The organism is Peribacillus sp. AS_2, from assembly GCF_026891895.1.
GTDB classification, from domain to species: Bacteria; Bacillota; Bacilli; order Bacillales; family DSM-1321; genus Peribacillus; species Peribacillus frigoritolerans.
In genome coordinates, this window is the sequence record NZ_JAPTGA010000015.1 from 61,352 (window position 1) to 83,647 (window position 22,296).

At 34.5% G+C, this 22,296-nt stretch carries 16 protein-coding genes and 1 pseudogene; 6 read left to right on the plus strand and 11 right to left on the minus strand.

All coding sequences use genetic code 11. The features are described 5' to 3' along the window. Positions 1-176 precede the first annotated feature (176 nt). The 3 genes and pseudogenes from OTG27_RS21965 to OTG27_RS21975 all read right to left on the minus strand — a co-directional run bounded on the left by OTG27_RS21965 (position 177) and on the right by OTG27_RS21975 (position 2,926). A pseudogene (locus OTG27_RS21965) lies at positions 177-706 on the minus strand (GNAT family N-acetyltransferase). Positions 707-849: 143 nt separating this feature from the next. Further along, complete coding sequence (locus tag OTG27_RS21970) at positions 850-1,836, minus strand: NAD(P)-dependent alcohol dehydrogenase (RefSeq protein ID WP_268938111.1); 987 nt, start codon at positions 1,834-1,836, stop codon at positions 850-852. A 751-nt stretch (positions 1,837-2,587) separates the two neighbouring features. Continuing rightward, positions 2,588-2,926, minus strand: a complete 339-nt coding sequence (locus OTG27_RS21975) for a DUF1360 domain-containing protein (protein ID WP_268938112.1) — start codon at positions 2,924-2,926, stop codon at positions 2,588-2,590. Between the two features lie 219 nt (positions 2,927-3,145). Between OTG27_RS21975 and OTG27_RS21980 the strand changes: the two genes are divergently transcribed. Then, a complete protein-coding gene (locus OTG27_RS21980; protein ID WP_268938113.1) occupies positions 3,146-4,261 on the plus strand; it encodes a BMQ_0737 family morphogenetic spore coat protein in 1,116 nt (371 codons plus the stop codon). Between the two features lie 311 nt (positions 4,262-4,572). After that, positions 4,573-5,007, plus strand: a complete 435-nt coding sequence (locus OTG27_RS21985) for a M67 family metallopeptidase (RefSeq protein ID WP_268938114.1) — start codon at positions 4,573-4,575, stop codon at positions 5,005-5,007. Positions 5,008-5,119: 112 nt separating this feature from the next. Here OTG27_RS21985 and OTG27_RS21990 read toward each other — a convergent pair whose 3' ends face one another. Together OTG27_RS21990 and OTG27_RS21995 are read right to left on the minus strand one after the other, a co-directional pair. Beyond that, positions 5,120-5,848 (minus strand): GT-D fold domain-containing protein, encoded by a 729-nt coding sequence (locus OTG27_RS21990; RefSeq protein ID WP_268938115.1) that lies wholly within the window; start codon positions 5,846-5,848, stop codon positions 5,120-5,122. Between the two features lie 43 nt (positions 5,849-5,891). Continuing rightward, positions 5,892-7,133: a hypothetical protein gene (locus OTG27_RS21995; RefSeq protein WP_268938116.1), complete on the minus strand. Its 1,242-nt coding sequence runs from the start codon at positions 7,131-7,133 to the stop codon at positions 5,892-5,894. 645 nt (positions 7,134-7,778) lie between these two features. On the opposite strand from OTG27_RS21995, the gene OTG27_RS22000 reads away from it, so the two are divergent. The 3 genes from OTG27_RS22000 to OTG27_RS22010 all read left to right on the plus strand — a co-directional run bounded on the left by OTG27_RS22000 (position 7,779) and on the right by OTG27_RS22010 (position 13,945). Then, entirely contained in the window at positions 7,779-12,320 is a 4,542-nt protein-coding gene (locus OTG27_RS22000; RefSeq protein ID WP_268938118.1) for a hypothetical protein, read from the plus strand. Between the two features lie 173 nt (positions 12,321-12,493). Further along, on the plus strand, positions 12,494-13,381 hold the full coding sequence (locus OTG27_RS22005) for a glycosyltransferase family 2 protein (protein ID WP_374941280.1): 888 nt from the start codon (positions 12,494-12,496) through the stop codon (positions 13,379-13,381). A 57-nt stretch (positions 13,382-13,438) separates the two neighbouring features. Continuing rightward, on the plus strand, positions 13,439-13,945 hold the full coding sequence (locus OTG27_RS22010; RefSeq protein ID WP_268938120.1) for a class I SAM-dependent methyltransferase: 507 nt from the start codon (positions 13,439-13,441) through the stop codon (positions 13,943-13,945). A 370-nt stretch (positions 13,946-14,315) separates the two neighbouring features. Here OTG27_RS22010 and sat read toward each other — a convergent pair whose 3' ends face one another. From sat to OTG27_RS22030, 4 genes are all read right to left on the minus strand, one after another. Beyond that, on the minus strand, positions 14,316-15,494 hold the full coding sequence (gene sat, locus OTG27_RS22015) for a sulfate adenylyltransferase (protein ID WP_268938121.1): 1,179 nt from the start codon (positions 15,492-15,494) through the stop codon (positions 14,316-14,318). A 47-nt stretch (positions 15,495-15,541) separates the two neighbouring features. Continuing rightward, entirely contained in the window at positions 15,542-16,156 is a 615-nt protein-coding gene (gene cysC / locus OTG27_RS22020; protein ID WP_268938122.1) for an adenylyl-sulfate kinase, read from the minus strand. A gap of 23 nt (positions 16,157-16,179) precedes the next feature. Next, complete coding sequence (locus OTG27_RS22025; RefSeq protein WP_268938123.1) at positions 16,180-17,046, minus strand: sulfite exporter TauE/SafE family protein; 867 nt, start codon at positions 17,044-17,046, stop codon at positions 16,180-16,182. A 665-nt stretch (positions 17,047-17,711) separates the two neighbouring features. Then, entirely contained in the window at positions 17,712-18,125 is a 414-nt protein-coding gene (locus OTG27_RS22030) for a glycosyltransferase family 2 protein (protein ID WP_268938124.1), read from the minus strand. 557 nt (positions 18,126-18,682) lie between these two features. Between OTG27_RS22030 and OTG27_RS22035 the strand changes: the two genes are divergently transcribed. Beyond that, positions 18,683-19,747, plus strand: coding sequence for a glycosyltransferase family 4 protein (locus tag OTG27_RS22035; RefSeq protein WP_268938125.1), 1,065 nt, complete (start codon positions 18,683-18,685; stop codon positions 19,745-19,747). A 62-nt stretch (positions 19,748-19,809) separates the two neighbouring features. On the opposite strand, the gene OTG27_RS22040 is transcribed toward OTG27_RS22035, so the two are convergent. Together OTG27_RS22040 and OTG27_RS22045 are read right to left on the minus strand one after the other, a co-directional pair. After that, positions 19,810-21,558 carry a glycosyltransferase gene (locus OTG27_RS22040; protein ID WP_268938126.1) on the minus strand — a complete coding sequence of 583 codons (1,749 nt, stop codon included), beginning with the start codon at positions 21,556-21,558 and terminating at the stop codon, positions 19,810-19,812. Beyond that, positions 21,551-22,285 carry a glycosyltransferase gene (locus tag OTG27_RS22045; protein ID WP_268938127.1) on the minus strand — a complete coding sequence of 245 codons (735 nt, stop codon included), beginning with the start codon at positions 22,283-22,285 and terminating at the stop codon, positions 21,551-21,553. Before OTG27_RS22045 ends, OTG27_RS22040 begins: the two co-directional genes overlap by 8 nt. Between the last annotated feature and the right edge of the window lie 11 nt (positions 22,286-22,296).

Consider the following 22,296-nt stretch of genomic DNA (forward strand, 5'->3'; position numbering starts at 1 on the left):
GTTTTCTAAGTAATCGACAAGTCGACAGGTTTTTTATATATTGTTATCTTACAGGAAAACAATGAATTTTTAAATATATATCTGAATATTCATTTATTGATTCCCGTAAAACAGTTATCATCCCCCACTTTTCTGACTGTGAACCTTTCAATATTCATTGGCATACCATTAAGGATTTACAGTAAAAGAGAGTATAGATTAGTATCAAATGAAACATCATTTTGGTACATATAATTTCTTAATATCCCTTCCTTTTTGAAACCTAAATTAATCAACAATTTGTTGGATGCTTTATTTTCAATAAAAACAATTGCTCCAATACGCGTTAATTCAAGCTCTTTAAAACCATAAGAAATCACTTTACTGACAGCTTCTGTTGCATAACCGTTACCCCAATATTTTGGGAAAAGTGCATAGCTCAGTTCTGCTCTTTTATGTTCATGAGACCATTCTTGAAATCCAATCGTTCCAATAATGCCCTCCTTTCCTTTCCTTTCCATTCAATTCCCCATTTTATTCCATGTTTTTCTTCGTAACTCTTTGAAAAATTCCTAATGATTTGCTTTACCTGATCTGTATTTGTTAATGGAGTTTGCCCATAATATCTTAATACATCTGGATTGGAAAAACATTTTAATAGATCTGCTGCATCACCTTCAACCAATTCTCTCAAGACCAACCGCTTTGTTTCTAAAATCGGAAACATTTTTCCACTCCCTTTGATATAATTAGATCTATATCGTACCAGCGGCGCACCTCAATAACACCCGTACCCAATACTTCCTATACCGGCTGCCTTATAATTAAGAACACACCCTTATCTTTTTAAGGGCTTCGTTGTTTTACCCATCAGGATTCCCCATTATGTTCCAGAGTTATTACGACATTTCCCTTCTTGTGTCCTTTCTCAACATACCTATGGGCTTGAACTAATTCTTCAAACGCATAACATCTGTCAATGATCACTTTTAACTTCCCTGCTTCAACAAGCTCCTTGAGGAAGTTTAGAGCTTCGGGAGTTTCTGGTGAATTTTGACTCAATATCAGCTTCTTGCCGGTTGTCAATTTAGTCCATAGCATTCGAACACCAGGTACCGGTACAGTGACATTTAGATAGGTTCCGTCCTTCTTCAACGATTTCATACAAGCTGAAAACGTACTCTTGTTTACCGCTTCAAAGATAACATCATAGGTCTCACCATCTCTGGAAAAATCCTCTAAAGTGTAATCGATGACCTTATCGGGTCCAAGAGATTTTACCAATTCTACATTCGTGGTACTGCAAACCCCTGTAACTTTTGCTCCGAAATACTTGGCAATTTGTACTGCATAACTTCCTACACTCCCTGAAGCACCATAGACAAGAACCTTTTGACCACTCTGAACGTTAGCTTTTCTAAGATAAAACAATGCTGTACGTGCCCCGATTGGAATGGCTGCGGCTTCCTCAAAAGATATATTATTAGGTTTTATGGAAACGGGCCCGTCTTCACGCAAGCACTTATACTCGGCATAAGCACCATAACCCACTTGGGAAGCGGCAAAAATCTGGTCACCTGCTTTAAACAGCTTGACATCTTTGCCCACTGACTCAACTTCTCCAGATAACTCCAAGCCCAATATGGTTTTCTTGGGACGTCTTAATCCCAAAATAAACCGAGCTGGCAGCCAAACAGAGAGGGGAACTGTAAAGCTCCGTGACCGAATATCCCCCATTGTTACCGTTGCCGCTTTTACTTTTATCAGTATTTCATTCTCGTTAGGATCCGGTTTTTCTACCTCTTTCAAATGAAGAACGTCAGGGGGACCGTACTTGGTGTACACGATTGCTTTCATTAATCCTCCTCCAATTCGTTATATTCACTTAAAATGCACTAACCTTCAATAACTGTACTTGAACTATCCTGCTCCCTTCGTTGAATAAAGAATACAGAATTGTCGAAATGGAAAATTGATTATTCCGGATACATACTCTCCAAAAGCTATCAACTTTTGAATAACCTCTTTAAACGCGTTCACATTAGCTTACTCGCCTTCATTTATCTTCATGCCTCTAATAAGAACTCAGCCACCTTAGTCGCGATAAGTACCTCCCTGAGCATTTCCTGGCTTAATCCCATACATATTAATCTATCTTCATCTTTTTATGGGGAGTTCTAACATTTTTTGCAGGAGAAACTGTGTTCTAAGAATATGGTTTTATTCCTATTTTCAGCGTATCGAACTGGCTAAAGATTTCTTCGGCATCATATGCCTAATAATCGGCTCACCCCCTTCATCTCGACTTACATGTATTAAATGAAGTTTTACTCCAATTTATATTTCCATTTCAATTCCTATTATTATAAGAAAAAATCCATTCGTACCGAATGGATTTTAATCAATCGCTTGCTCCCTGATGCTTAAAATTAAAATGTAATGGCCCTCGTACTTGCTATCAATCTACAACAGTTTTGGATTGTTTTTGATCTAAAACCCTAGAATATATAAGCCTCTCTGTCCATTAAGCATTAATATGATGTTCAGCATATACTATTAGTCTGAATATCAAATTACATAAAGTTCTCCCCCCTAAACGATTATGCTTTCATGTTTTAGATTCAATAAAAGCAGCAGCTCCCGCAACAGCAAAGACCAATAGGAGTGGAAAAGCGGCAGGTAAATAATAATAAATAAGTACAGTAATGACGGAACACCAAAACCCTACACACCAATAACAGCTTAAAAGCGAACCAATGAAATGACGAATTCCTGACCCTTTTATTTCAATGATTTCCTCCAGTTGTCCAGAGGCATTTTCTTGGATGGTGGAAGTCAAGAAAGGTTTTCTGATAAATGAAGTGATATCGTCAAATACGATTAAATGAGTTAATCGAAAGGTAGCCAATATTAAAATAAAAAAATCAAGCCATTCAATAGCCAACACCTATTCACCTCCTGATTTTTCTTTTCATATTTTATGATTTGAATTTTGATTATATAAATATACATTTATAAATTCATAATATTTTATTAGCCCATTTTCTAAGAAAAATGTACCCATAAAAAGATATCCCCATAGTATGTTAATGTGTTCAAAACCTGATACTGAAGGGAAAGATGTTTGATGAAAAAAAGGAACGTCAAATCTATTCAGGGCCGACAAGTGGTACCGAACCCCATCGGACCTGAATGTATTCGTGTTACTAAAGTATATGACTGGGTAGTTCTAACAAATCGTGACCGCAATAAAGTTCAAATACCTGAGGAATGCTTTGCAGCAATTGAAGATGCACGTCATGATGGTAACACAATAACCGCTACTTGTTCGGAAGTAGTTGGTACACGAAGCTGTGATTTTATCGGAGCCATTCCAGCTAACATTCCTAGTGTTCCAGGGGCCCAAATTGTTTCCCTTGCCTTCCATGTCCATATCCGCGTTCAATTCTTTTGCAATGGAGAACCACTACCAGGTTGTAATTTCGTAGTACCTGTTAGTTTCATGGATGAAGTTATCCTATGTTTCCCAGAGGGAACAGAAATCAACTGTAATATTTTCGATGTTCAATGTACAGTCGTTTTAAATCAAATGCTTGGAGATATGGTTGTACTTGATGTGACCATGTGTAAAGATGTTCAAGTTGAGGCTGAGGTTAAGCTAGAGGTCGAAGCTAAGTTCTGTGGACCGCGTCCTGTCATTCCAATTGAAGAAGACGGCTTCGTGTGCCCAACACCACGATTCCCGCAACAATGCCCAACCTTCTTCCCGACATTGAACTGCGACTGCCAAGGTTCAGCAGAATTCGATGGCGTAGCATCCATCCTTGTATTTGAGGACGGTCAAGGTGGTGGAACAACAGGAAGATTAGATTTTACTGCCCTGGTGTGTGACCAATGTAACCTTGCTGGTAGCAGGATTCAAGTTACCTACATCGATACATTAGGACCTACTCCTACTCCTACTCCAACTAACCCAGGTCCTGATATTGAACAAAGCTTCACGTTTACAGCCAATGACTTTGCTCAGCCTACATGTGTTACAGATCCTGCTACTGGATTAGTAACTGGGCTTACTGCAACTGGCACCGGTGTTATAACACCAGCCGGAGGCGTACCGGAAAATGCGACATTCACACTAACTCTAACTGATGCTGATCCTTTAGCAGATGCTGCTACACTTTTAATAACTGGTGCAACTACAAGCGTCACTATCGCTCTGACAGAAGGAGCTAACCCTGGATTAGAGGTTGAAGTAGGAGATTGCGATCGTTTCCCTGTATAATACTAAAAACCCGAGGGATATTAATCTCTCGGTTTTTTTTGGGTAAGTCTAATTCCATCATTTGCTTCAACACTTAGTAAATGTATCCCGCATTTTAGGCTACCCATTTATTAATTATTAGGTTACATATAGATTCATGTTTTCATATTTATAGAGCATACCTATAAAAGGAGAGAAAAAAATGGCATCTGATAAGCTAAGACGTAAAGTAAGAAGAAAATTAGGAATGCCTAACCCGCAGCCCGCTCAACAACATCAACAAATCACTCCCTCAGCCCTCCAGGTTCGGCCAGTACGGGCAAAAGGTTGTTGTGGAAAAAACAAATGATCCAGGTGTAATATCCGGTACTTTTTACATGACCAATCATGTTAGGCAAAAATTGATTTCTCATTGCAAACGAGAACTTCCTTATGAAGCCTGTGGACTGCTTTCAGGAGAAAATGGGATCGCAGAAACAATTTGGCCAATGGAAAATGTCAATAGGAGCTCCTATTCCTACTCGATGGATTTAGATCAGATTCGTCATGTATTTGAACTTATCGATAGGAGGAATGAAGAATTTATTGGCATCTACCATTCCCACCCAACAGATGGTGCTTATCCGTCCGAAGGGGATATTACTTTAAATAACTACCCAGAGGTAGGTCACCTTATTATTTCGTTTGCAAACTCGACCCCTGAATTAAAATGTTTCCAACTAACAGGAAAAAAAGTCTTTCCGATACAATTAAAATTCGTAAACTGAATTTAGTGAATAAGATACTCGCACCTCTTCCTTTATGAATTCAAGGTTGAATTTGCGAGTATTATTTTTTCTTTATTTCCCTACAATGTTAAATTAATTTTTGTTTTCCTATTTAGGAAAACTGATCATTCCACTTTTTTACTAAGTCGGAAAGTTTATATTCTTCTCCATCAAGAATCATATCAAGGGCATGCCCGAAATCAATGGCAACCTTCTGTGTCGATTTTGCAATTCTTGGAGCTAAAATGGTTGCCGGGATCCCAGCGGAAATTAAAGCTATTTCCCAATCCTGATTAGACTGGAGCTCATTTTGTACTCTAATTAACTCTTCATAGCCATTTAAACCTATACTGCCAGTAATTTGTATGCCTTGTTCTCTAAAAACGATTTCTGCTTCTTTTGAACGGCGTCCAACAAGAAATACCTTCTTATTACTCAGCCATGGCCATAATGTCCCCTCGTCCAAGAGGCTCTGCATGATCCAAGCACAACAAGCTTTCGTAGGCATGAACTTCAGTTGTTCAAGTACAGTTCTAGTTTGTTTTGCCCAAGGGTCAAGTCGCCAAGGAGCTATCAATCCAGCAATATCAGTATCCCGCAATGACCTGACCAATTCCCTCCTGATTATCTCCGGTGCATGTGATACGCCCGCATAAAATTCATACCGTTTAAATTCCTGTACAAGTAATCCATTGGCTGGATAGCTTAAATAGCTTATTTCACCGATTCCAAAACGAGCAAGAGAAAAGCCTCTATTCTGTTTTATCGCTTGGTCCAATAATTTTATCACTTTCCTATTATCTAATAAGTATTTCTCAAAGTGATAATTTCCTTCAACCACCTCACTCCCACCCCCGGTTTTCTATGCCATTAAATCTATCACCTTATTGTTTCTTCGTTAATAATAAGGAAATTTGATTGCTTGAACTGATTTCCAGATCTTGTTCTTTAAAAAATACAAAAGCCTCTACACGAATATTGCTGTTTTCTTCAGGTTGAAGGATGCTTATTTGTAAATTAGTTAAAGATTCTGTTTGCCTAGGGTTTATATTTTTAGATTGAATTGGACATATCCAGGTTTCACCCTTCTCCATTTCTTCAAACCATTCCTCATTCATATATTTCCAGCCTTTTGTTTCTTCATTTTTCATGACCCCCAAAGTTTCGGCAACATTGGGCGGCAATATTTGCCCAGATATTTTTATACTTTCTGAAGGGCTGGAACGGAGACAGATAACTGGATTACGCAAAACCTCCGTACCTATATTTTTAATATGAAGATTTCCAATAAGCTTGATTTTGTTACGTTCTTCAAGTTCTTCAATAAAAATATGATAATCTAAAAACACTTCTGCTTCTTTTCTTTTAGTAATAGTTGGTTTCTTTAATAAAAACTTTTTCTTTTCTGGTAAACTTTTTTCTTTTTGCATGGCAGGCTCTAAATTTATCCCAGTATTTTCAGAATGAATAAACATGTTTGAGAAAATTTCAATTGGAACTAATGACAAAACAGATAAAGGTGAACTTTCGTGAAATCTAGCCAATATTCCGATTGTTATGGACATCGCATATTTCTCACCAAGTTTTCCCCAAAAATCTTCATCCGTAAAAACAGGATACATAATCTGTATATTAATAAAAGGGTTATTTGCGTTTCTGACTACCTCATTAGATTTAAATTTTGTTCCAGTTCTTTTACATTCATATTGAAAAATATCCAATAACTTTTTATTAGCGGATTTTGAATTATGAACTAATTCAAGAATGGGCTCTTTTATTCCTGGAATTTCAAAGAGTGAAAAGTATACATGAAAATCAGCCCTTTCTGATTCATTCTTTTCATCCATAAGAATCACCTTTGCCCCGCATGCAGATAGGAATGTTTCAATGTACTCCAACACCTTCCTTTCTAGAAGGTGCTTTCTAAAGGTGTTATATTTAACATCATAGTCGGAAGAAATGACAATCCTTTTACCATGCAATGCAGAACATAATTGTACTTTCTGATTTTCAGTATCTGGCTGCACCTCAAAACCCAATTCCCTAAAAAGATAAGTAAATGCCGGGAGAGACTCATAGGGGATGGTTCCTGCCCCCTTATCTCCAACTTCTACTTTAATATCCATTTATGTATCCCCCTTTTTGTTAATCCTGGTAACAGATTTACTATTCAAAAGGATTAATTAATACGGTGCAGCTCTTTTCCCACAATCCTTATATCACCCAATAATTATAATATGTAAGAGGAATGAAGAAATGATAAAGAATACACTCGGCAAACTCTAATTCCTTGTGTAAGTTTGTGAATACTATATTAAAAGGAAATGTAGTACATCCATCCATGTAAATGAATTTTATGAGGGAATCAAAAAGGTGATAAATATAATCACCTTTTTGAAATACGGTACATATAACTATTATGGAATCATTTATAAAGGGATCAGTATTTGATTAAAACCAGTCACATGAATATTTAAAAATTGAAATCAAAGATTTTTCGGTCAAGATGATCATTTTATGAGGAGTAATTTTCTTTTGTCTACGATACCCCTTCAATGATTTGGATGTCGCTTTGTTCCTAATCATGAAGCAACACCAACACTCTGACGAACGGTACTCCACACCCATAAAAATCTTGATAAACATCTCCGCATAGGAACTTCTTGGTCATTTACAGTCGCTCAATCTCATCCTGTCTAATTGATTCCATATTAGTAATGGCCGGAGATTGCCGCCTGTTCACACGTGATCAAAAATAAGGAGTGGTTATTTTGTACACAGATGATGAAAAAGCCAATGAAATTCAAAAAAGTAAATTGAATAAAATAACTCCAGTTCAACTTCAGCAAATGATCATTCATCTTAGATCTGAACTTTCGCTATACAAATCAAAAGTTAATGAATACGAAGTCGATTATAGTAAAAAGAAAATAAGAAAATTAATAAAACACAATGAAGAAATGATAAATGAACAAAGAACATATCAAGATCTAATCAATCGGAAGGAACATGAAAGGAAGAGTGCAGAAACCAAGGTTCAGAAGTTGGAAGAAGAAATTAAGAAATATAAGGCTGAACTACAGTACTTTAAAGAAACCAAAACAAACGACGAAATGAAAAATAACGACATAAAAACTCTTGGAGATAAGAATAAATTATTACAAAGTGAAATTGCTTCTCTTCAAAAGAAAGTTAAAGATTATGAGTCTGCTCAAAAACAATATGTTAAAAATGAGGAATATAAAAGCCACGATGGTTTTCAAAAAATGGCGGATGGGCTTACAGAGGTGAAATCCCTTCTTGCTCCAGTCAATAAAAAAATAACTAACTTAGATGTACAAAGCATAAATTTAGAGATTGAGAAATTAGTTGAGAAAGTTATGTTTTATTTTCACGAGCAAAATATTTTCAAAAATGAAATTCAAGAGTTAAAAGGAACCATTCAATCTCTCAACGAAAAAGAAATGAATTATAAAAATGAAATGAATCAGCTTACTAAAACCATTGATCTTTTATACGATCAAGAAAAGCAATATAAAGTGGAGATGAATCATTTAGAAAAAGCACTTTCAGATAAGGAAGAGCATCATAAAAAGGATATAAAAAAATATAAGAAAGAAATTGATCATTACATTTCAAAGATTAGCCAACTATCCGAACAGGAAAGTCAATATAAATTGGAGATTGAACGTTTAGAAAAAGACCTGATCGAACTTTCCGAAAAGGAAGAGCAGCAGAAACAAGTTATCGATAACTTTAAACTTGAAATTGAAAATTATACCCAAATGATTGGCCACCTATCCGAACAGGAAAGTCAATTTAAGGTGGACATTGCTAATTTAGAACTGATGATTTCCGATCTAAAGGAAAAAGAGTCCTACCATCAACAAGAAATCCATCAGTTAAATCAAACGATTAGCGATGCATCCCAACAAGAAAATAAATATAAAGAGGAGATTGAAAGATTAGAAAAAGCCATGATTGAACTTTCCGAAAAGGAAAATCATCATATACAAGTTATCGAAAACTTTAAACATGAAAATGAAAATTATGCTCAAATGATCGATCAACTATCGGAACAGCAAAATAAATATAAGGTGGACATTGCTAATTTAGAACTGATGATTTCCGATCTAAAGGAAAAAGAGAACTACCATCAACAAGAAATCGATCAGTTAAATCAAACGATTAGCGATGCATCCCAACAAGAAAATAAATATAAATTGGACATTGAAAGTTTAGAAAAGGCTATGATCGAACTTTCCGAAAAGGAAGAGCAGCAGAAAAAAGTTATCGAAAACTTTAAACAGGAAATTGAAAATTATACTCAAATGATCGGCACCCTATCGGAACAGGAAAGTCAATATAAGGTGGACATTGCAAATTTAGAGCAGATGATTTCCGATCTAAAGGAAAAAGAGAACTACCATCAACAAGAAATCAAACAGCTAAATCAAACGATTAGCGTTGTATCCCAACAAGAAAATAAATATATAGTAGATATTGAAAATTTAGAAAAAGCCATGATCGAACTTTCTGAAAAGGAAAATCATCATAAACAAATTATCGAAAACTTTAAACAGGAAAATGAAAATTATACTCAAATGATCGATCAACTAGCGGAACAGCAAAATAAATATAAGGTGGACATTGCAAATTTAGAACAGATAATTTCCGATCTAAAGGCAAAAGAGTCCTACCATCAACAAGAAAACGAGCAGTTAAATCAAACGATTAGCGTTGTATCCCAACAAGAAAATAAATATAAAGCCGAGATTGATAATTTAGAGAAATCCATGATTGAACTTTCCGAAAAGGAAAATCATCATAAGCAAATTATCGAAAGCTTTAAACATAAAATTGAAAATTATACTCAAATAATCGGCCACCTATCCGAACAGGAAAGACAATATAAAGTGAACATTGAGAATTTGGAACAGATGATTACCGATATAAAGGAAAAAGAGAACTACCATCAGCAAGAAATCGATCAGTTAAATCAAACGATTAGCGTTGTATCCCAACAAGAAAATAAATATAAAGCCGAGATTGAAAGTTTAGAAAAAGCCATGATCGAACTTTCCGAAAAGGAAGAACAGCAGAAAAAAATTATCGGTAACTTTAAACAGGAAAATGAAAATTATACTCAAATGATTGGCCAACTATCGGAACAGCAAAGTCAATATAAGGTGGAAATTGCAAATTTAGAACTGATGATTATAGATTTAAAGGAAAAAGAGAATTACCATCAACAAGAAATCGATCAGTTAAATCAATCGATTAGCGTTGTACCCCAACAAGAAAATAAATATAAAGTGGAGATTGAAAGCTTAGAAAAAGCCATGATCGAACTTTCCGAAAAGGAAAATCATCATTTACAAGTTATCGAAAATTTTAAACAGGAAATTGAAAATTATAAGCAAACGATCGACCACCTATCCGAACAGGAAAATCATTACAAAGTGAACATTGAGAATTTGGAACAGATGATTTCCGACCTAAAGGATAAAGAGAACTACCATCAACTAGAAATCGAGCAATTAAATCAATCGATTGCCGTTGTATCCCAACAAGAAAATAAATATAAAGCCGAGATTGAAAGTTTAGAAAAAGCCATGATCGAACTTTCCGAAAAGGAAGAAAAACAAAAACAAGTTATCGACAACTTTAAACAGGAAATTGAAAATTATACTCAAATGATCGGCCAACTATCGGAACAGGAAAGTCAATATAAGGTGGAAATTGCAAATCTAGAACAGATGATTATAGATTTAAAGGAAAAAGAGAACTACCATCAACTAGAAATCGATCAGTTAAATCAAACGATTAGCGTTGTATCGCAACAAGAAAATAAATATAAAGTGGAGATTGAAAAATTAGAAAAAGCCATGATTGAACTTTCCGAAAAGGAAAATCATCATATACAAGTTATCGACAACTTTAAACAGGAAATTGAAAATTATACCCAAACCATCGACCACCTATCCGAACAGGAAAATAAATATAAAGCCGAGATTGAAAACCTAGGGGAAATGATTATTGATTTTAAAGAAAATGAAGATAACCATCAACAAGAAATCGATCAATTAAATCAATCGATTACTCTTTTTTCTGGGCAAGAAAACAAGTATAAAGCGGAGATTGATAACCTGGAGCAAATGCTTATTAATTTTAAGAAAAATGAAGATAACCATCAACAAGAAATCGAGCAGTTAAATCAAACGATTGCTCTTGTTTCGGAGCAAGAAAATAAATATAAAGCCGAGATTGATAATTTAGAACATACGATTATCAATTTAAAGGAAAATGAAAATCAACATCAACAAGAAATCGAGCAGTTAAATCAATCGATTGCTCTTGTTTCGGAGCAAGAAAATAAATATATAGCCGAGATTGATAATTTAGAACAGACGATTAACAATCTAAAGGAAAATGAAAATCATCGTCAACAGGAAATCGATCAGTTAAATCAAACGATCGCTTTTGTTTCGGAGCAAGAAAATAGATATAAAGCAGAGATTGAAAACCTAGAGCAAATGATTATTAATTTTAAGGAAAATGAAAGTCAACATCTACAAGAAATCGATCAGTTAAATCAATCGATTGCTCTTGTTTCAGAGCAAGAAAATCACTATAAAGTGGAAATTGATAATTTAGAACAGACGATTAACAATCTAAAGGAAACTGAAAATCAACATCAACAGGAAATTAAGAACTTAACCGAATCCATAATAGATTTAAAAGATAAAGAAATTAATTATTTACAAAAAATAAAAAATATAAATAAAACGGTAAATGATCAAAAAGAAAAAGAAATACATGATAAAGGTGAACGAACAAAATATATTAAAGAACGAGAAAAAAATCATTTGCAAGCAACAGGAAAAATGGAAAAACCTATTAATAAAAATGGAATACAACAGCAAGTTGGAAATACTCGTGTTAATATGGGAAATTTCAATTCGCCAAACTACAAAGAAGTAATTAATCAACCAAGTGCGTTTCGATTCTCGAATGAAACAAACCAACAAAAAAATACAACCCAAAATTTTAATATGCAAACATCACATAGTCAAATATCCTCTCCCCTAAATAAACCGAGTTACACAGAAATTGATCGAACTCAACAAAATTATAATTCCAGGATTTTGTCATCGTATCAGAAAAAAGATTACCAAGATACTAAATTTAAAAACACTAATTCAGATTCATTTTCATTAGATATGTTTTATAAAAATCATCCTTTATATAATTTACATTCTGGAGCGCAAAAAACAGCGATAGATCCCTTTAAGAATTTTAGAAAGCATTAATAATAACCATTATTTAGAATATATGTACCCTCACTTTAACTCATTGAACTACAAATAGGAACTTAATTACCACCTTCAACCGAAGATCAAGGATTGTGATAATCCCCCGTTTAAAATCAATATCACAGTCCTTGAATTTTTCTTACTAATGAAAAATCGTTACAAAAGGAGAGATAAATGAAGTGAAAAATCATCCTTTAATTTCAATAATTTTTCCAGCCAAAAATGAAGGGGAAAATGTGAAAAACACTCTTGATTCATTATTTTCAGTTGAAACACATTATTCCTTCGAAGTGATTATTATAAACGATGGATCATCAGATGATTGCTGCGATTTTCTTACTACCTATAATCACGCAAACCAGGTTAAGCTTTTTGAAACAGATGGCATAGGAGCTGCAAGCGCACGGAATTTAGGAGCAGCAAAAGCTTCTGGAGAATTCCTGATTTTTTGCGATGCCCATTTACAGTTTGAAGATTTGTGGATCGATCATATTGTAGAACCCCTGCTTACAGGAAAATCTGATGCAGTAACCCCAGCAATCGCTTCATTTGGCAATTCCGATTTCATTGGCTATGGTCAGACCTTAAAGTCAAACCTCAGAATTAAATGGAACGCTAAACAAAATGGCCTCTTTGAAACTGCCGTATTACCCGGAGGATGTTTTATTATCTCAAAAAAAGTGTTTGAAGATGTGGGCGGATTTGAGACGGGATTTAAAACTTGGGGACATGAAGATGTAGAGCTTTCTATTAAGCTATGGCTATTTGGATTCCGCTGCCACGCTCTGCCTAATGTAAAAATAATCCATTTGTTCAGAAAAGCTCACCCGTATGAAGTTAGCTATGATGAAGTTTATTATAATTTATTAAGGATGGCCTACTCTCATTTTAATACTCACCGTATCCAAAAGTGCAAAAAACTCCTTATCCATGTAAAAGCAAACCCTATTGAATCCCAAGTGCTCCTTGATGGAGTTAAAAAGCAGCGACGGGCCTACTTTCAAAAACGAAAATATGATGATGATTGGTACTTTGCCAAATTTAATATAGATTTCTAGATTTTACAGAGCGCCCTATCTCCCTGTGAGAGTCCATGGTGAAAGGTGAGAATGTAAATGAAAGAACTATTTACAAATATTTATAAGAAAAACAGGTGGAGAAACCCTGAGTCTGTATCTGGTCAAGGTTCATCACTTACTCAAACCAAAACACTCATTCAGGAATTACCATGCATAATAAAAAAACTTCAGATAAAAAAATTGATAGATGCACCTTGTGGTGATTTTAATTGGATGAAGGAAGTATACAAAAATAATAGTGAATTATATATTGGGGTTGATATCGTCGATGAGATTATAAAAACAAATAAAAAAAAATACCCATTAAACAATGTGCAGTTTTTTCATATGGACATTACAAAAGACCGTCTACCTACAGGTGATTTAATCCTTTGTCGAGATTGTCTCGTACATTTTAGCTTTTCTGATATTCATTTAGCTTTAAACAATTTTAAAGCTAGCCAATCGAGGCACTTATTAACGACTACATTTACAAACCATTCGTGTAATCATGATATAAGAACAGGAAGCTGGCGCCCTCTTAATCTAGAGATTGAGCCATAAATCACTAGCTTTATGGATTTGAATATCATCAATTTTTAAAATATATTACTCTGCTTGCACAAGATATTATCCCCTTAGTTAGGCTGTATAAAAAGACCATCTAAATAATATGGATGTTAAACAACTACTTGTATAGATCTTATTTTTCCTAAAAAAGGGGATACATATCAATTTTCCAAGGAATTAAAGATACAGGTTGTACAAAGTCATTTGTATAAGGAGCTTAGCAATGGATTGGTGCGGAAATATTAAAATAAAGTCGGCTTTTCAGACTTAAGCTGGATAAGCACTGTAACAAAGGCTTAATAAACCCCCTTGTAAGGACCTCCTCGTATGATACCCGTTAGGATATCGTTGTGCTTTATGGCTGTTAGCCTTCCCCTTTTTTCTTCATGCCCTTAATAAGTACTTCTGCCACCTCAGGGCGAGTAAATTCCGGTGGTGGAGTAATACCCTCATATAGCATTTCCCTCACTTTCGTTCCACTTAAAATGAACCTATCGTCAGCAGAATGAGGGCATGTCTTCAACGAAGCCATATTCATACATTTTCCACAGTAAAAGCTATGTTCAAAAAACAATGGTTTAATACCTATTTCTTTAGGATCAAACTGGCTGAAAATTTCTTGCGCATCATACGTCCCATAATAATTCCCTACCCCAGCATGATCACGGCCGACAATAAAGTGTGTACAACCATAATTCTTTCGAACAAGTGCATGAAAGACCGCTTCCCTTGGACCTGCATAACGCATAGCTGCTGTGTAAATTGCAAGACGGACCCGGTCCAATGGATAGTAATATTTTAATAAAATTTGATAGCTTTCCATCCGGACATCAGCTGGTATATCATCCTTTTTCGTTTCACCCACAAGTGGATTCAACAGAAGTCCATCAACTGTTTCTAATGCCGTTTTTTGCAAGTATTCATGTGCTCGATGCACTGGATTTCTAGTTTGAAAACCGACCACCGTACTCCAACCTAAGTCGTTGAACATTTTTCTAGTTTCGTTTGGACTCATATAAAATTCTTCAAACGGTTTATGTGAAGGCCTATTCACTAGAAAAATAGGCCCAGCAATATAGATGTCCCCTTGCTCAAATAGTTTTTTGACCCCAGGATGGTTAGCGTCCATTGTTTTATAAACGAGTTTAGCTTCTTCCTGTTTATTATATTCATACATTTCTTCTACCTGAATGACCCCGGTCAGTTCTCCCTCATCACTATATAGAGCCACTTCATCCCCCGCATTAATACTCTTCGCCTCTTCCTTTGTTACAGAAAGAGTAACCGGAAGCGTCCATGGTAATCCGTTTGCCAGATGCATATATTTTAAGACGCTCTGGTAATCTTTTTCCCCCATAAATCCAATAAGCGGACTAAACCCACCATTTGAAATCATTTCCATATCCGAAATAATCCATTTTGAGATAGTAAGGGACGAAAGGGATTTGCACGTTTCCAAATATTCTTCTCGATCAATTCCTGCTAATTCACGATTAATCAACTTGCCTCCATGTGGTTTAATGATGGTTCTTTGAACATCCATATATTACACCTCCATCATTTGAACGTTCCATTGTCACTTTTTCAGGCTTAAATATTGACATCCCCTAAATGCCCATTATTTTTTAAGAAGTTCATGATCTGCCGCGCACATTCTTCAATAGAATATTGACTGGTTTCAATAATGATTTCAGGGTTTACCGGTTCTTCATAAGGGGCTGAAATCCCTGTGAATTGTGTGATTTCCCCAATTCTAGCTTTTTTATATAGCCCTTTGGGATCTCGTTTCTCACAGGCTTCTAAAGGACATTTGACATATATCTCAAGAAATTCACCCTGTTTCACCTTTTTTCTGACATCTTCCCGATCACTAATATACGGCGAAATAAACGTGGCTAATACCACAATGCCGCCATCCACAAAAATTTTGGCAACTTCCCCGATTCGGCGTATATTTTCCTTGCGATCTTCAGAACTAAAACCAAGATCTTCATTTAATCCATTCCGTAAATTATCTCCATCCAATATATATGTCGAGATACCCTTCTCATGTAGTTTTCCTTCGACCATATTCGCTATGGTTGACTTCCCTGAACCTGATAAACCTGTAAACCAAAGAATCAAGCTTTTATGTCCATGTAAAGCTTGCCTATGTTCTTTTGTAATAGAAAATGAATGATGATGGATGTACTCATCTTTACCCATATAATCTCCCCTTTACTTTTTCGTTATGGAACAGGATTTTTGTTATTCCGGATGGCATAGACTATAGAAACTGTCCAGCCAATTGATATGAGCATATAAATAACGAGAGACCAATGATCAAGAAACTTCCAAGTGTTAATCAACGTTCGTGCATTGGTCAAAATAATAAATCCCCCTACAAGGACTCCCAATAAATAAGATGGCAATTTTGTAACGATCCAGGCAGCGATGGGTGCTGCTATAATTCCCCCTGCCATAAGTGCAAATACCCAAAACCAGTTCACATCCTGCCAGCCTAATGCAATTAGAAACCCCAAAGTGGCAGAAACAGCAATAGCAAACTCACTCGTATCGACCGTACCAACCACTTTTCTAGCAGGAACACCTTTTTGGGATAAAAGGACTGGAGTTGTAATCGGGCCCCAGCCTCCCCCACCGGTTGCATCTGCAAATCCGGCTATTAACCCCAAAAAGATTGATTTTTTTCTTGATATATTAATTGATTTCATTTCAGTTCTTGTGTTGGATATAATTAAAAAACGAAAAAGTACATATACGCCAAGGATTAACAAAAAGATCGAAATATAAGGTTTTACTACATTTCCTGGTAAATTACTCAAAAAACACGCTCCTGCAAATGCCCCGATTGAACCAGGAATGATTAATTTTAAAAGCGCTTGACGATCAACGTTCCCGAATTTCATATGAGAAATACCAGAAGCAGCAGTAGTCACTACCTCTGACAGATGTACGGATGCAGAAGCCACAGCAGGGGCAATTCCAAATGTCAATAACAGCGATGTTGAAGTAACCCCATAGGCCATACCTAAGGATCCATCAATTAATTGAGCCAAAAAACCTATCAATGCGAATATGATGAGCTTTTTCATGTTTTCCTCCTACAAAACGATTTATTATCGTATAGGTATATTGTCGCGTTGTAGACAATCCAAAACACATTGCAAACGGATGCTCGTCTTTTATTTGATTTAAGTAATACCTAACAAAAAATATTGCTTTTTCTAGACTTAAAAGTTGTTCAAAAAAGGAAACAACCACCTATTGATAAGATGGCGATTAATCTCTATAAGATATGCAAAAACACCCTTACTTGCTATAGACGAATAAGTCAAAAAAATCACTTTACCGCTTCCCTTAGACAGGGTATGTTTAACCTCAGCATAAACAAGACTTAATGTCCTAACCTGAAAGTAATATGAAATAATAAAATTTCTTCTATTAAAATAGGAAAAGCCCTTGTTAAAACACAAGGACTTTGGACTTTAGCGAAACAAGGCTAGTGACATATTATGTCTGAATAATTATTTTTTTCTAAGTTATTTTTACATTAATTGTTTCATTTTAGCTCGGTTTCGATTAACATCGATAAAAGTTTCTTTTTTGGTACTAACTGCATGCTTGTTCGAGCCCATTTGTGGATGAACCCTATAAAGTAATAAAGGTTGAGACAAAAACTGTATGTCAAATTTTTGTACGATCCTTAACCATAAATCATAATCGTGAGTATATGGAAGTGTTTCATCAAACACTCAAATTAATCAAATATCTTCTTATTCATCATTACAGTGCAGCCAATAATAATATTTCCCTTGCTCATTGCTTTTATCAATTCTAATTTATTAGGCAGATGTATACCTAAACTAGGAGTGATGACTTTCCCATCTTCATTTATACAATAATAAGAAGTATAACTAAATAACGCTAGATTTTTATTCATAAAGTCTAATTGAACTTCTGTTTTCTCAGGGTAAAAGATGTCATCTGAACTGAGCCAGCAAAAATAGTCACCTGTCGCATTTTTGATGCCCATATTCAATGCGCTCGCTGTTCCACCGTTTCCCTTTTCGATGTATATAATTTTATCTAGATACGGAGTGATTTTTTCCGAATATTTTGTAGAGCCATCATTCACAACGATAATTTCAATATTTTTATATGTTTGATTCATCTAACTTTCCAATGCTTCATCAATGTAGGGGCAATTAAATAATGGAACAATGATAGACACTTTTGACACATTTTAGCCTCTTCGTAGACGTAAAAACCACTATTCTATTTTTAAAATTTCTATAAAGCAGTTCATTTTCCCTTGTGTTTAGACTATTGAAAATTTATTCAAAATCCTTTGTCTTCCGAAATTCGCTAACCAGTACTTTAGTATTGGTTAGACTGATTTTTTATACATTCGTTATACTTTTCTTTACTATTTAAAGTGGGGATAAGAATATATGTAGTAATTACAATTTTATTATATATATTTAAAACATTTAGACAAGGTACTTAAGTATTTCCAGGAGGAGAAAATTGTATATAATCCTCTTGATTAGCATACTAATAAACAATGAATCAAACTTAACATATTGAATGTTCACGTAAATAAAAAAAGGAAAATCAATACCTAATATACTTATTCATTTTCTTATAAACGATTTCTTAGCTGTTTCTTATGGCTCAGGATTTATGTATTCTCAATAAAAGATCAGTTATATTTCTAGGGAGGAGAATATGAACATACTATTTGTTTATTTTATTCCGAGCGGTGGAGTGGAAACCTTAAATCGCCATAGAAGTGCTGCACTTAAAAAGAAAAATATCCATTGTCACTTTCTTTATTACAGTAAGCAGAGGGAATTAGTAAATAATCATGATGGACCAACATTTATTACAAATAATGATAATGAAATAAAAATAATCCTAAAAGAAGGAAATTATAGTGCAATTATTATAACTTCTGATTATAGCGGGCTTCCTAGGTTTAGAAAACTAGGCTATAAAGGCAAGATAATATTAGAAATTCAAGGGCTTGGGTCTCAAACCATAGCGAGATCAGAACTAAAAAAGGCAATACCATTAGTTACTGCTTTTGGCGATGGGATATTAAGTTCTAAAACCCCTCACATTATGCAAATACTAGATGATTTTTCTCTTCCGTTTCCAAAGTTCATCTTTAATAATTGTTTTGATATGAGCAAATTCTCTTATAAACTCACACAAAGAAGAAATCATTTAATTCTCGCTTGGATAGGTCGTATTGAAGATAATAAAAATTGGAGAGAATTTCTTGATATAGGTTACAATCTTATTAATGGATATAATTCAAATATAAAATTATATATGTTTGAAGACAATTCGTTATCTAACCCTATTGAAAGACAAAGATTTCAACAGTTAATAAAACGCTTAAATTTAGAAAAAAGTCTTTCCATCTATTCGAATATCCCTAATGACAAAATGGCTGAATACTATTCAATTATTGGGGACTCAGGTGGCTTTCTATGTTCTACGTCAAAAGTAGAGGGATTTGGTTATGCAATAGTAGAAGCAATGAGTTGCCGATGCCCTGTACTTAGTACAGATTCTGATGGTGTAAAAAATTCAATCATTCATAATCAAACTGGTAAGTATTACTCTCTAGGGAATACCATGGAAGCTGTAAAGGAGGCTAAAGAGTTAATTGAGAATGTACAATTGAGAGAACATATAATTTCAGCAGCTCTTAACCATGTAAAAGTCCATTTTAGTCCAGATAAATATAGTCAGCAGTTTATCAAAATGCTTGAAAGTGAATGAATATACCATAAAGGGTAAACACACAAGCCGGAACAACATGACCATAATTGTCCCGGCTTAAATTATAAATTCATCATATATTTAAAGTAAGAAACAAATGAATGAAGTTGTGGTATTTTTAATAGTTCATCTAACTGAAATTTTACTTTCTCTGTACCTACAGGAAATCCTTCTAGGAGATTCGTTAATTTTTTTCCAGTCCAAAGCCTTGAAGCTAGAGATTCAAGCATAAAATAAAAAGCATCCTTAACGACTTGGTACTCAAGTGGAAATAAACTCAAAAATTCCCGATAAGATTCATAGACTAAATTAATATTATACAATGATATTCCTAAGAAGTGGAGTGCAAATACTCTCATCTGTATTTCAGGATATTTTTTAAACACTCGTACAAAATTTTGCAAAGCATCTTGAGGATTTGATTGAGCAATGGGATGTTCTTGGTGATATGAAATTAGACCAGTATGGTTAAGGAAACTGTATCCTCTTTTATATAATCGATAACCCATTTCATGATCATCCCAACCGTATCCAGGGTACTCTTCAAATAGACCTACTTCAATAATTCCTTTTGTTTTAACCGAGACATTGCCAGTACAAAACAGAATCCATGGAAAGTGAAATCCATCAAGTTCATTTCCATAGTGGCAAAAAAGAGTTTCTTTATAAATTTTCACATGAGGCTTCTCAAAAGATAATTTCATAAAGTTTTGGTCATAAATGTCTTTTTCACATAATAAGTTAACCGGTTTTCTTTTATGAATATTATTCCTAACTTTTAATGAAAGTGTAGATTGTTTGCGTATTATCGAGTTAAGCTGGGCTAACTGATCATCATTAAATTCAGGATGGTATTTAGTAAAAACCCCTCTGAGAACCATACTTCCGCATACAACTATTTTTTCCTTCTTCATATGTGCAGAATAATGTTGAAGAATAAAGTCTGGATTTACTAATATTTCAGCATCCAAAAATATAATAATACTTCCACTTGCACTCTGGATTCCCAAATTCCTCATGTTTGGCCTTCCAATATTATGATTTGAACGAATATATTTTAAGTTAAATGAAAAAGAATTTTCTTTAAATATTGTTGGGGTTTTGTCCCCAGATCCGTCGTCTACAATAATTACTTCAAACTCGTTCTTATCAAAATTCTGACATTCTAATGAATGAAGGGTCATAAGTATATCTGGAAATTTGTTATAAGTTGGCATTATGACACTTACTTTAGCATTAAGTTTCTTACCGTTTTTGTATATGACCCCATCTAAAAAGTCATGGGCCCAGGTAAGGTGCTCATTGTTCTCATAAGCCTTTTCCTTTAACAGGGCCACATGTTCTACGCTTAAACTTTTATTCCAAAGTTTAACAGACCTTATCTCACCTGTATAACATTCTCCTTTTTCATTTCCACCCAAAACACCTGAAGGATATACTTTATTAAATGGGCTTCTATTACCAACAGCAATCAGTTTTCCATTGATAAATAAAGAGGGAATTTTATTTGAATAAACAAGAACCAGCTCAATCCAATTGGAATTATTATAATGTGCGAGGATAACAGTATTAAGTCTATTCATACTGTGTTCAAAAACACGTATCTCATGCCCGTTGATTGAAATACCTACACCAGCAGTATTTTCCTCGGTGCTGCAAGTAGGAGTAACAATATAAGCAGACGAAATATCCTTTTTGTATTTCCCAGGTAGAACTATACATTCATAGGTAAAATTGTTGGCTGTATTTTCAAACAAATATTGTATCCCAATAAATTCATTGCCCTTAAAAGTATATGGTCGGTTAAGCATTGCTCTCAGCTCTTTTTTTGGAAATTAATCCATTAATTTTTCCCCTATATTTTTCTCTGATTGAGTAAAACTCAGTCATTTGATCATTATTATGAAGGATAGAACCCATTAATTGATGAACTCTGTAGTTAGTCAAAGTTATATGAAAATAATTAATTGGAAAATGAAGTGATACCCTTACCCAATATTCATAATCTTGTGCGTATTTTAGTTGTTCATTAAAGTAACCTATTTTTTCGATTACCTTTCTTGACATCATAACAGTGCATCCATTAATAGGATTAAATTTATATAACGCTTGGAGTATCTCTAATTCCGTTTTGAAATTTATCCCTACATTATAACTAGTAATATCATTATTTTCGTTAATTAAATTAAAGTTCGTAAAGCTTAGAAAAGAGTTAACATTTTTCATGAAACTAAGTTGTAACTCAATTTTATGATCATCCATTAAATCATCTGAGCTAAGCCAAACCAAGTATTCCCCCTTTGCCCTTTTGAGTCCATGATTTAAAGCGGCAGCCACTCCTTTATTTGTTTGCTCTATATAGGTAATCTTAGATAGATAAGGTGTAATTAAATCCTGATACTTATTCGATCCATCATTTACAACAATTAGTTCAACATGTGGATATGTTTGCCTTAATACGCTTTCAATAGCCTGGGCAACATACTGGCAGTTGTAAAAAGGTATCACCACGCTTACCAAAGGATGATGATTAGACAATATAATTCACT

Coding starts and splice junctions, on each gene's coding strand:
- OTG27_RS22040 (WP_268938126.1), bottom strand. CDS start 21,558: ATGCTTAACCGACCATATACTTTTAAGGGCAATGAATTTATTGGGATA.
- OTG27_RS21970 (WP_268938111.1), bottom strand. CDS start 1,836: ATGAAAGCAATCGTGTACACCAAGTACGGTCCCCCTGACGTTCTTCAT.
- cysC (WP_268938122.1), bottom strand. CDS start 16,156: ATGGGTAAAGATGAGTACATCCATCATCATTCATTTTCTATTACAAAA.
- sat (WP_268938121.1), bottom strand. CDS start 15,494: ATGGATGTTCAAAGAACCATCATTAAACCACATGGAGGCAAGTTGATT.
- OTG27_RS21995 (WP_268938116.1), bottom strand. CDS start 7,133: ATGGATATTAAAGTAGAAGTTGGAGATAAGGGGGCAGGAACCATCCCC.
- OTG27_RS22035 (WP_268938125.1), top strand. CDS start 18,683: ATGAACATACTATTTGTTTATTTTATTCCGAGCGGTGGAGTGGAAACC.
- OTG27_RS22025 (WP_268938123.1), bottom strand. CDS start 17,046: ATGAAAAAGCTCATCATATTCGCATTGATAGGTTTTTTGGCTCAATTA.
- OTG27_RS22010 (WP_268938120.1), top strand. CDS start 13,439: ATGAAAGAACTATTTACAAATATTTATAAGAAAAACAGGTGGAGAAAC.
- OTG27_RS22030 (WP_268938124.1), bottom strand. CDS start 18,125: ATGAATCAAACATATAAAAATATTGAAATTATCGTTGTGAATGATGGC.